We start from the raw sequence: 11,479 nt of genomic DNA, 5'->3' as shown, positions 1-11,479 counted from the left end.
GCAGCGGCACACCTGACACGGTGACCACCGGCACCGGGGAAAGCCCGGTCATGGGATCCGGCACCACCAGTACCGGCAGCGGCACACCTGACACGGTGACCACCGGCACCGGGGAAAGCCCGGTCATCGGCACCACCAGTACTGGCAGCGGCACACCTGACACGGTGACTACCGGCACCGGGGAAAGCCCGGTCATCGGCACCACCAGTACTGGCAGTGGCACACCTGACACGGTGACCACCGGCACCGGGGAAAATCCGGTCACGGGATCCGGCACCACCAGTACCGGCAGTGGCACACCTGACACGGTGACCACCGGCACCGGGGAAAATCCGGTCATGGGATCCGGCACCACCAGTACCGGTACCTCAGGGAGAAGAGATCGCCGTGACTCGGGTATTGGTGGGTCGCTACCTTCAACACCAACTTCTTCTCCATCCACACCATTCGAAAGGGAATCAGCAGTGTCACCGAACGTGACCTGGCCTTCAGTGCTTACGGACAGCCATTCGGCAGCCCCCACTGGAGAAGGCTTCAAGGAATTGGAGCTGTGGTTAAACGATATCCCAGTTAACCGTGATGATGTCAGTGTTTCTAGTGTGTATCGGGACGTGGTTGCTCTTCAGGAAGATGCGAACGCTATGGCTGCTAAAGTGGATGAATTTAATAAGTGGAAAAAAGCAGAGAAAGTAAAAGCAGACAGACTTCCCTGGATAGAGGAGCGAGCACTTGAGCCAAGTAATATTGGTTTACGAAATTCGATTAAAGTCAAAATTACAGCTCTGAAGAAAGAAATAGATAAGACCTTCGAGCTTTTTGAAAGTAAATATCCGCAACAAGGTAGCGAGATTGCTGAGCTGAGAAGAATAGCCAGTGTTTACAAGCGAGATCTTGATCGTCAGTTAGCAGGTATTGAAAGATCAAATGCTGTAATCAGTAGTGGGGACGCGGTTGAGGAATGGCTTGAAAATCTTAATAAGATCACTAATAAATACCCAAAGACAGATACCCCCCCCAGGACAGATGACTTTATTGCCGAGGTATTTCCATATTTAGCAAGTGAATTTAGATTAAATAGTGGTGAGGGTTGCAGTTACCTTGCGGGTCAAATCATCGATCGAGTTGAAAAAGAATTGGTTGATAGGTGTGCTGAGGAGGTTAAAGCAACTCGTGATCATGCTCAGCGTCAATTGCTATATATGCAGTATTCTGAGAGGTTACAACTATTTCACCCAGATAGAATACCTGCACGGGTTCATCAGGATAAGTTGAGCCCTAGAGGCAAACAGTTTGTATCGGAAGCAATCAAGCAGCATAAGGTAGCACTTAACAAGTTGTTTGAAGGTGATGAGAAACGGCCTGAAGTAGAAAAAACTGACAGCCAGAAACAGGCCATCAGAATGATAGAAGACGATAACATCAGACCGATGTTGCTAGCGTTGATCAATAGCTTAAAGGAAAGTCATGAGGGTGTTCAGAACGAAGCGGTACAAGGAAAAGAAAATTTAAAGGCTGCTTTCATCAATGGACTTCTGGAAATCAGGGATCAATCAGGCCTTGATCCTTTACCGGATATGGACGATGTACTGGTAGTATGCAAGGAGGATCTTGAAAAGACTAATTCTAATCTGGCTGTCGAATCTATCCGCCAGCACCAGAATACGCTACAGGCAAAGGGAAGCAGGGATCCAGTTACTGGCCAATACCAATACGATGGCGAGTTTCGTTATGTAAAACTGCAAAATCGCGTTGAAAGTCTTAAGAAGAGGCTAAACCTGGAGCCTGAAGACAAGTTCCCTCAAGCAACTGGTCGTACCGCTGAATTTATGAGGGCGTTTAACAGCTCAGAAGGCATTCTTGACACCAAGGCTTTAGACAATTTTAACGATAAGAGAGATGGAAATTATACAAAAATAAAGATCAGCGGAGGAAACGGCCCTCTGAATAAATTTTTTGAGGGTATTGACGGTGCTTATTATTGTATAGCGGATGAAGGTGCTGAAAGCGTTGTTGTAGAAAAGGGAAAGCCTGCAGGCATCGTCTTTGAAAAAAACAGGAATGGTCAATGGCATGGCATGTTGGGTGATAAACATTATACCATTCATCCTCGGTTTATGTACCTGCGCCCGGATTACGAACCTCCCTTTGCAGGCAACTGGTTGCCAGTCAGAGCCGATGATGGCAAGACAGGTATTCTGGTGTTGCAGAGAAGAGAAAAAGGAAGTCAATACTTTTTATACGAGCCTGATGGTAAAGGGGATTTAAAGCCCAAGCCGATAGGGGCAAGTAAATCAGAAGAAAGCGTTACAGAAACGGTTGAGGCTGAGTTTTTTCTGAGAGCTGCAAGGGGGCCAGGCTTAGTTGATACAAGCAGGTACGCTGATGTAACAGCTGATTCCAGAGAAAGAGGCAAAGCAGAAAAACTGCTTGGGGCATTTGACTGGCTTCGTAAACAATGGGATTCAAAGGCGAAGCGTCAAGAGCTGGCTGCATTATACAGGCAAACTGTGCATGATATTTCTTCACGTTCCAAGAGACAGAAGCTCGATAGATTGATTCATACCGAGAACCAACATCAACTGTTGAAGAGTAAATACGCAGACCCCAGTCAATATAGCGGTGTTCACTTCAGAAAAGTAGACAGAAAAAAACTAGGTACAGACATGGCCGATGCCGGTTTGGCACCAAAGCTTCAACGATACCAAAAACTTTCTATTGATGCTGGCTTGGATTTAGTTGGGAGCAGCTATTTTAAGAAAAGTCTTGAGCGGCGTGCTAGTAAGGAATTGATTAAGCTTAGTGAGACTGATCTTGAAAAATTTAAAGATGATGCCTTTAAAAATATGAAGGTATTTTCCGGTTGTGAAATTAATCCTGAGGCAGAAAAGGGGACCGAAGGTTCTATTCAACAGGTGGAGTTGAATTTTGCGAAAGTGATCAAGATGAATCGCGATCGCCAGTTTCGTTTGAACATGGGCGTGAATGATTTAACGCATAAGCTAGGGGGTGGTTTAAGAGCGCATCACCCGAAACCAGAGAAGCTGGATATATACCGTGATGATGAGTTGGTTGATTTTGTAATTACCCAGTTTAAAAATGGAGAGCTTCCTGACTGGGTTCAAGTGAATGGTGATTCATTCTGTAATGATCTGGTACAACTGTTGCTGGTAAAAAATGAGCGGGACTTTTGTATCAGCATGGGACGGCGTTTGGGAGTGCAGAAAGACAAGCTGACCAAGGTGAAAAGTGAAAGTCAGCTAATGAAAAAAGGAGAGCTTAAAGCTGCCTGCCAGGTGTTGAATCTGGATATGGCGCTATTGGCTGGAGAACAGAGAGAGGCGAATGATCGAATTAAAGACCACTACAGCAAGCCTCTTGATGAGCGAAACCGGGTAATGTTGTCTTTTGAGCAGAGAGGGCTAATGTTGCGTGGTACTCAGCCCGAAATCGCTGAAAAGGTGTTTGATTTCGTTAAGAACATGAGGTTGAAGAGGAAAGGCTTCAATAGCCTGAATCTGGTGTTCAAACTGGGTACTGGCTATGGAAAAAGTAAAACCATTATCCCTCTTGCTGCAGATCAAGCCTATCAAAAAGGGCATCGAGTCCGAATCATTGCCCCGCCAAGTAATCAGGCTGAACTGGATCACTCACTTTATCATTATTTTGCTGAGCAGGGGATTGAGTACAGAAGGCTGGATCTTTTCGAAAAATATGTACCTTCGAGGGAGTCTGTTTCTCCTGCTAAATGGTGGTCAGAAAAGAATCTGGATGAAATTCTGAAAATGGTTGAGAAGAAAGAGCCCTTAGGTATCTCAACAAAAGATGTTCAGTTACTGAAAACACTGAAAGAAAAATTAAAAACAACATTGCAGTCACAGAGAGAAGCGTTAAAAGCAACTCGTTCACAAGACGAAGTAGAGGTGTTGAGCCAAGAGGTACTTCAGACCAGAAATGAAGTCGATATATTGGAAAAAATAGTGGACTCTTTGCAATACGGAGGTCTGAATATTTTTGATGAGTATGATCGATCTGTTATGCCTGGGAAAGTAGAGGAGCTTGATGAGCTGACGGCAGATATCGTATGGGCACTGAAACCGCTGAATATGCCGGAATCGATAAGTTCCAGGGAAGTCGTAGAGGTACAGGCTGCATTTTTGAGTGGTAGTAAGTATAAAATCAGCCTTTCGGCAACCACGGGATCTGGCTTTACCATGGCCGCATTGACTAAATCAGCAACGGTGAAAGAAGCTGCAGGTAAATGTGTGTCGGATCCAAAGACAACCGATGCCAGGTTCTTACACTGGCTCGCGAACTCGGCACCTATTTTTTCCAGAGGAACCTCAACACCAGAAGCTAGGGTTCGTATCCTGGCGCAGGCGATGGAAGAATCAGGAAAGGATAAGCAAATTATTCTGATTGATGGTAATGATGATGGGAAGAACCGGTTTGAGAGCGTCAAGAGCGATTATAATAACCTGAAAAAAGCGCGAGGGGGGAAAGCCCGGGGGCTTCTGTATTATAACAATCAGAAACAGCTCTGTTTGTATCATCCGCAAGATAAAAAATACCAGGGGCCTGATGCAGTGGTGACACCTGAAATGGAGGCTTTGATTCGTAATCATCCTGAGGATTATGATCTACGACTGGACAATACTCAGGTGGTTGGAACGGATGGTCCTCAATATGATAAAAGTGTATGTATTGTTTTTGGCTTTCTTGAAGACTCCAGCGGCCGCGGCAGTGTAACACTGCAGAAGATAGGTCGTGGCATGCGTAAGTCTGGAATTCTCAAAATGCAGAAATTATATATGGTCATGGACCCATCGACTGATCTTGATAAGGCTTGTGTCAGTGATGATGTCAGGGAAACGCATAAGAATCTGGTTGCTGCCTATGAGGCAGCATGTGATGAAAGGAACCAATCCTGGAATAAGCTTGAACAAGCCCTCAGCGATCACTCAATAGATAAACTAGGCCCTGAGCAACAACGTGTGATCCATTCAAAACTGCATGTTACGCCACCTGACAAAGATGGTAGCTATGAGGATAATCTTGCCCGTGATCTGGACGCATATGTCAACTCATGGGAATGCGATGTCTTTCCAAAAGATGAGCCTCTAGTAAAGGCGCTGAAAAATTTCAAGAAGGCCCAGAGGCTTGAGCATGACAGGTATCATGAGATGGTTGGCGGAGTTATGGCACTCCGTGAAAATTCGCAAGCTGTCAAAGATCGTGAAGATGACATTGACAATGGTGTTAAGCGCTCTGAAGCTGAAGATATTTTATTTGACGCTCATGTCTGGCGTGATAAAGAGGCGGGGGCAGTGCTTAAACAGGTTAAGCTTCATGATGTACTGACTGCAGATACCGGTAGTTCAAGAACTCAGGCTTACAATCATGACGTGTATGTTAAAGAAATGGAAAAACAATTGAGAGCAGTGGTTCATAAAGAGTTAAAGAAAATAGAGAGGGAAAGCTTTGAGAATTTTGATAAACAAGCGCCTCTTGAAAAATTTGCCCGCAGCTCACATATGGATAGGGAAATTGAGGAGCGTATTCGTAGTTTACAGGAAAACGGATTCACTCCGGATTCTCGGGTAGAGAAGCGTAATGTTCCTTCTGCGCTGAAGGGTTATTGTGGGGGGATAAAAGCTGATGCCAAAGCTGTGTTCAGCGAGCTTGAGGTGCTTTGCAATAGTGGCGAAACACCGAAAAAAGAAAGTGAGGGTGTTGAAAAGCTTGTGCTCGCTAATCCTAAAGACTGGGAAAAAGTAACTGCTGTATACGCTGCCTTTAATAGAAAATTTGCCAGGGTGGAGTCTGGAGACCTGGAGGCTCTGACAGAGTTTTGTCGTGAAACAAATAGTGCTTTGGAGACTTTCTATCATGATCTGGCCACTGTACTGTCTGGTATAAAATTTGTACCAGGAAAAGGCAGTAACAATGTCACGAAATTTGGGAAAATGTGCGATATTTTAGGAAGAGGAATGACTGAATTACACCAGAGTAATTATGGAAGGATTCGTGACAGAATAAATAAGTTCTATCCACAAGAGGGAAACAAGCCCCCTACTCAAATCCAACTGGTTAAATCTGGCAGACCAAGAGGCTGGAACTGGAAGGTGGACGTTTCTGGACCGTCAGGTCTGGCGAAGACAGAATATAGCTCCCTTGAAAAGGTGAGAAAAGAAAACAACTCCAAGCAAATGGCCAGAACAGTATTAAGAAAAGGTAAGGATCCTCAATTAGTGGCCTGTCTAGAGCATATTAAAAATGATCTTTTGAAAGCTCGTAGAAAATATGGAAAAGAGCTAGAAGCTGGTGCGATTCAGTCTCAGGATAAAATAGTTAGAAGGAGAGCAAGTAAATTAAAATGATCTTTGATAATGGAAGAAATAATTTTCTAAAGGTTTTCGTTGATAACGTTTGAATGAAATGAATGTGCTTTATTCAATGGTGTATCAAACGTATTCATAAGATGGTGTCTGGTTTCTATGTTTAAGCAAACAAGGCGTGATATATGTCATTAATACCCAGTGGCAAGGAACGCCGCTCGATTAAGCGTCATCAGTTGCAGGATTATCTTAAAATTTACAATCGCAACACTATGAGGGTTATGGGGAGTATTGGAAACATCAGTTGTAATGGCTTAATGCTGATCAGTTCTGTCCCTGTTTTGATTGGTGCGGTTTACAATATGCGAATTATTCTTCCAGACGATGAAATGGGTGAGCGGTATCTGGACTTTGATGCACGGTGCCACTGGTGCAAGCCAGATGTTGGCCCGGAATATTTTGACTCTGGCTACAGTATTGTTAATGCGGGTCATGATATTATTGACTTGGTTGAAACACTGAAAAGTTATTTTACCTTTGGCGAAGTCACGGACTGACGTTTTCAGGTAAAATTTTGTGTTACCGATCGATTGCTGTCCCAGGTCGTCATGTCTGCTGATTACGTTGTCCCTGCACAAGTTATAACGGTTGAAACCGAAATCAAGAAAAGCCGTTTTATTGCCTGTATTTCTCCTGCTCATTCCCGTCAGGAAGCGCTGTCGTTTGTCGAAGCAAAACGTATCGAATACCCGGATGCTACTCATTACTGCTTAGCCTTTGTTGCAGGTGCACCGGATGGTGGTGCGGTAGTTGGTTTTGATGACGATGGAGAGCCTTCCGGTACGGCAGGCCGACCAATGCTTAATGTCCTGCAACACAAGCGTATTGGTGATGTTGTGGCCGTGGTGGTGCGTTATTTTGGTGGAGTGAAACTGGGTGCCGGAGGTCTGGTCAGGGCTTACAGTGCCTCTGTTCAGCAGGCCTGTGAAATATTGCCTCTTGAGCAGCGGGTTGCATTAAGAAGTGGTGTTCTTGTCTGTGACTACGCTCATGAACAAATGGTTCGTCATCACCTTGAACAGTTTCACGCGACGCTTGAGCAGTGCGACTATGGTCAGTCAGTCAAGATGATGATCTCAATACCAGAAACCGGAAGTGAGAGTCTTGCTCATCATTTGCACGATGTAAGCCGGGGGCAAATTATTATTCAGTGGCAGGATGAGGATGTCTGAAGTTTTCTTTCTCAAGAACGTGCGATTAAAGCATAAGCTCTGGTAAATAAAAAGGGGACTATAGATCCCCACTAATTATTGCTCTCAAACTCAATAGCATCTTCATAGACCCAGTACTTCTGGTCCTTCAGAACTTGGTTGTCGGTCATGGCCATAAATAGTCCGGTCCCAAGTGGAGGCATGGTGCTTTCTCCCATGTATTGCCACTCGATTCTCTGTCCTGCTATCGCCTGCAGGCAAAGCGGGTAATTACCCTTGAAAACCGGGGTAAATGTACCGTGGCGTTTATCTCCTTCTTTCATTGTTTTCCCTCCTCTTCTCAAGCTTGATATCGGCCACAATATTGCTGACTGAGAGTATTTTTATTGATTGAGGAACGGCGTCCGTATTTTAAGGGGCTGGCTGGCTTCTTTTGACTGAGCCAGCGATACTGTAGTGTCTCAGGACTGAGTGGTTAGCAATCAGCACCATTGAAGGCTATTAAATGAACTCTTTTTATTTTCACGACTATGAAACTTTCGGTGCCGACCCTGCCCTTGACTGGCCTGCTCAGTTTGCAGGTATCCGAACAGATACAGAATTGAATGAGGTGGGTCAGCCTCTGAATATTTTCTGTAAGTTGCCGGAGGATCATTTGCCTAATCCTATGGCTTGTCTGGTAACCGGTTTGACGCCGCAAAAGGTTAACGAGCAGGGGGTAGTGGAACCAGAGTTTATTCGCAGCATTCATACTGAGTTAATGGTGCCAGGCACCTGCGCGCTGGGCTATAACACCATCCGCTTTGATGATGAAGTAACCCGGAATATCCTTTACCGTAACTTTTATGACCCCTATGCAAGGGAGTGGCAGAATGGTAACAGCCGCTGGGATTTAATCGATCTGGTCAGATTGACGGCTGCTTTGAGGCCTGAAGGTATTGAGTGGCCGCTGCGGGAGGATGGTTTCAAAAGTTTCAGACTGGAAGAGATCACGGCTGCCAATGGCATAGACCATGGATCAGCTCATGATGCTCTGTCGGATGTGCGGGCGACGATTGCGCTGGCAAGGTTGGTTCGGCAGCGGCAGCCCAGAGTATTCCAGTTCTATCTCTCTCATCGTGGTAAGAGAGAAGTTGCCGGACTCTTAAACCTGGTCAATCAGCAAATGGTAGTGCATGTGTCTGGTATGTTTGGAGCACAGCGACATAATCTGGCCGTTGTGATGCCTCTGATTGATCATCCGGTAAACCGCAACGGTATTGTTGTCTATGACCTGTCGGTAGATCCGGAGCCCTTACTGAATTTGTCGGTGGAAGATATCCGGCGACGGCTGTTCACGCCAGCTGATCAATTGGGGGATGGTGAAGAGCGCATCCCGTTAAAGACCATTCATATTAATAAATGCCCTGCGGTTGCTCCACTTGCTGTTTTGAGGGCAGAAGATCAGGATCGCCTCGAAATAAACCTTGCCAGGTGTGAAGTGCACCGAAATCAGTTGATGGCTGATAGAAGGCTGACCGCAAAACTTAAGGAGGTGTTTTCAGAGTCTCTGACTATGAAGCATACTGATCCAGATCAGATGATTTATTCTGGTGGTTTTTTTTCACCCGCAGACAAGAATGAAATGAGCCGTATTTTAACGTCGAATCCTTCACAGTTGTCTCAACTTGGTCTCTCTTTTTCAGATAAGCGACTGGAAGAAATGTTGTTTCGATATCGTGGTCGGCACTATTTTGAAACCATGGATGGAGAAGATCAGGGGCTTTGGAAGCAATATTGCCGCGATCGACTGTCAGGACAATTAAATCCGGAAAATACTCAGTTATTAACGTTTGATCATTTCTGGAATGAATTGGGAGAGGCTCAGGCAATGGCGGAGGGGGAACCGAAAAAACAGCATATATTGGCACAATTGTCTGATTATGTTCGGCAGCACGAGAATGCCCTATTCCGTTAGTATTTTTATTGATCGACAATTCAGTTGGCTACAGGTGAATGAATATTTTTTGAAACTGCGGCCATCCAGATAAATTAGCAAGTAAGCACATATGACTTTATGTGCTTACGCTTATTGGAATGAATGCTTTACTACCAGGTTCAGCTGTTCTGCCAGTCGACCGTAAATGGTTGGTTTTTCAATGTAATCAACAGCACCCGCTTTAATTGCTGCAACAGCACTGGATACATCATTGTGATGGCCTAGGATGATGACTGGAACCTGGTGGTTGCCACTGGCCAGATCCTGCATCAGGTTTAACGCCTGACCATGAGGCTGGTCATTTGCGGCAATGATACAGGATGGCTGATCTGCTTTAAGTGCATTCAACAGTTCAAAGTGTGAACTGAAGCAGATAAGCTCCATGGATTTTTCATGGCACAGGCTGCGAATAGTCTCGGTAGTGCCGGAATCCTGTTCCAATAAGTAGACTGAGCAGTGGGTTGCGAGATTCATAAAGGCAGCCTTGCGGTAAAAAGAAACCTGTATTGTTGCAATGAAACAGCTGTAAGCAAAAAGCTACTGCTTATCGATATCTTGCGGAAATAACATACATGCAAAGAAGCATACACGTTATTCCGTCATTAACAGCAGCTCAAGAAGCAACCTTTTAAATACGAAATACATCCTGATCAAATTGAACCGAAACGGTTTAGAAAGTATTTCATCGTCTCTTCTTGCCATTGTCCAATGGTACGAGTTCAGTTTAGGTTTAGCTGGCTTAATCCTGAATGGAGGGATGTACTTGACGTTATTCGGCGAGTACCTAAGGATCTGGCTGTCCGTTCGTTCAAGTATTGTGTTATTCGTTTAGATCATTTTTTTTAGAATTAAACGGAAATTATAATGGGACGTTATTTGGTCAATTCCGTAATGGTTATGGGGTAATTCCATTTTAAAAAGTAAGCGAATAGCATCCCCTTCCATTAGCCAGGGGATTGGAACAGGTTATGATTTTCAGGTGATGTCTAAATAACCAAAATATTATGAGCTGGTTTGGCTTCAGTAGAAGTGGCTCCGCAACTTTGTAAAACGAAGTGTACGGAGCAAGCAGGAGCAGCTTAGATTTTGAAGTTAAATTCGCCGTCCAGATGATCTTTTACCTGCATGACCTGGCGAACAAGATGGGCAAGGGACTTGGTTCCCATTTTTTCCATAACACGGGAGCGATGGATTTCAACAGTACGCTGGCTGAGGTTGATGTCTGCAGCGATGACCTTGTTGGCTTTACCTTCCACCACATGGTGCAGTACTTCACGTTCACGGTCGGTAAGAGTGGAAAGCCGACGCAGAATTTCCTTGTGCTCCAGCACTTCTTTTCTCTGTTGAGTATCGAGCTTCAGAGCATCGTTGATCAGATCCAGAAGTTCCTGATCGCGGAAAGGCTTCTGAATAAAGTTCATGGCACCATCTTTGATGGCCTGAACTGCCATAGGCACGTCACCGTGACCTGTGATAAAGATGATTGGCAGAATACAGTGCATTTCATTGAGCTTGCTTTGTAGCTCAAGTCCGCTCATGCCGGGCATACGGATGTCCAGCACGATACAGCCAGGCCGGTTTTCATCGTAAACTTCAAGGAACTCAGCAGGTGAAGAAAAGGCTTCTACAGTCTGACCTACCGACTTCATCAACATTTTCAGCGAGTCACGCACCGCCTCGTCATCATCGATGATAAATACGGTTGGTTCTTGCTTCATGTCCTGTTGCTGCATAATGACTCCACTGTGAGAAATTTGCCGTATAATTTGGTGTTTTCGCCATCAGGCTGGAAAGAGGTGATGCGGGAAAGCCATTATTAACGCTCTTTGAGCATCAACTGCGTTATCCGGAAGGTTGTCCGGAAGTCACACAGGTTGAAAAAGATTGCTTAAAGGCCGTGGAATTCGCTCTGTATTTTAGCAAAGAGTTTAGCAGAGTATGATGCTGTTGCTTTA

At 45.0% G+C, this 11,479-nt stretch carries 8 protein-coding genes; 4 read left to right on the top strand and 4 right to left on the bottom strand.

Annotation, left to right across the window (positions count from 1 at the left end; genetic code table 11):
- Positions 1-340 (bottom strand): hypothetical protein (locus AK963_RS31880; RefSeq protein WP_139117298.1); only part of this gene is annotated, 340 nt, incomplete at its 3' end.
- Positions 341-464: 124 nt separating this feature from the next.
- Between AK963_RS31880 and AK963_RS07590 the strand changes: the two genes are divergently transcribed.
- The 3 genes from AK963_RS07590 to AK963_RS07580 all read left to right on the top strand — a co-directional run bounded on the left by AK963_RS07590 (position 465) and on the right by AK963_RS07580 (position 7,567).
- Positions 465-6,377, top strand: coding sequence for a hypothetical protein (locus AK963_RS07590; RefSeq protein WP_139117297.1), 5,913 nt, complete (start codon positions 465-467; stop codon positions 6,375-6,377).
- Positions 6,378-6,520: 143 nt separating this feature from the next.
- The gene (locus tag AK963_RS07585) at positions 6,521-6,892 is read left to right on the top strand and encodes a PilZ domain-containing protein (protein ID WP_083232528.1); all 372 of its coding nucleotides are present in this window, start codon (positions 6,521-6,523) and stop codon (positions 6,890-6,892) included.
- A gap of 51 nt (positions 6,893-6,943) precedes the next feature.
- Complete coding sequence (locus tag AK963_RS07580) at positions 6,944-7,567, top strand: YigZ family protein (protein WP_066014850.1); 624 nt, start codon at positions 6,944-6,946, stop codon at positions 7,565-7,567.
- Between the two features lie 71 nt (positions 7,568-7,638).
- Here AK963_RS07580 and AK963_RS07575 read toward each other — a convergent pair whose 3' ends face one another.
- Positions 7,639-7,869 carry a hypothetical protein gene (locus tag AK963_RS07575; protein ID WP_066014849.1) on the bottom strand — a complete coding sequence of 77 codons (231 nt, stop codon included), beginning with the start codon at positions 7,867-7,869 and terminating at the stop codon, positions 7,639-7,641.
- A 182-nt stretch (positions 7,870-8,051) separates the two neighbouring features.
- Here AK963_RS07575 and sbcB point away from each other — a divergent pair, with 182 nt between their 5' ends.
- Entirely contained in the window at positions 8,052-9,503 is a 1,452-nt protein-coding gene (gene sbcB, locus AK963_RS07570; RefSeq protein WP_066014848.1) for an exodeoxyribonuclease I, read from the top strand.
- 111 nt (positions 9,504-9,614) lie between these two features.
- Here sbcB and AK963_RS07565 read toward each other — a convergent pair whose 3' ends face one another.
- Both AK963_RS07565 and AK963_RS07560 read right to left on the bottom strand, forming a co-directional pair.
- On the bottom strand, positions 9,615-9,998 hold the full coding sequence (locus AK963_RS07565) for a response regulator (protein WP_066014847.1): 384 nt from the start codon (positions 9,996-9,998) through the stop codon (positions 9,615-9,617).
- A 605-nt stretch (positions 9,999-10,603) separates the two neighbouring features.
- Entirely contained in the window at positions 10,604-11,242 is a 639-nt protein-coding gene (locus tag AK963_RS07560; protein ID WP_238593665.1) for a response regulator transcription factor, read from the bottom strand.
- Positions 11,243-11,479: the final 237 nt, after the last annotated feature.

This window comes from Endozoicomonas atrinae (assembly GCF_001647025.1).
GTDB classification, from domain to species: Bacteria; Pseudomonadota; Gammaproteobacteria; order Pseudomonadales; family Endozoicomonadaceae; genus Endozoicomonas; species Endozoicomonas atrinae.
Note: the sequence above shows the minus strand (reverse complement) of the source record. Positions and strands in the feature narration are given on the sequence as shown.

Excerpts from the sequence above, each read along its gene's own strand:
- AK963_RS07585 (WP_083232528.1), top strand. The coding sequence starts at position 6,521 with ATGTCATTAATACCCAGTGGCAAGGAACGCCGCTCGATTAAGCGTCAT.
- AK963_RS07565 (WP_066014847.1), bottom strand. The coding sequence starts at position 9,998 with ATGAATCTCGCAACCCACTGCTCAGTCTACTTATTGGAACAGGATTCC.
- AK963_RS07575 (WP_066014849.1), bottom strand. The coding sequence starts at position 7,869 with ATGAAAGAAGGAGATAAACGCCACGGTACATTTACCCCGGTTTTCAAG.
- sbcB (WP_066014848.1), top strand. The coding sequence starts at position 8,052 with ATGAACTCTTTTTATTTTCACGACTATGAAACTTTCGGTGCCGACCCT.
- AK963_RS07580 (WP_066014850.1), top strand. The coding sequence starts at position 6,944 with ATGTCTGCTGATTACGTTGTCCCTGCACAAGTTATAACGGTTGAAACC.
- AK963_RS07560 (WP_238593665.1), bottom strand. The coding sequence starts at position 11,242 with ATGAAGCAAGAACCAACCGTATTTATCATCGATGATGACGAGGCGGTG.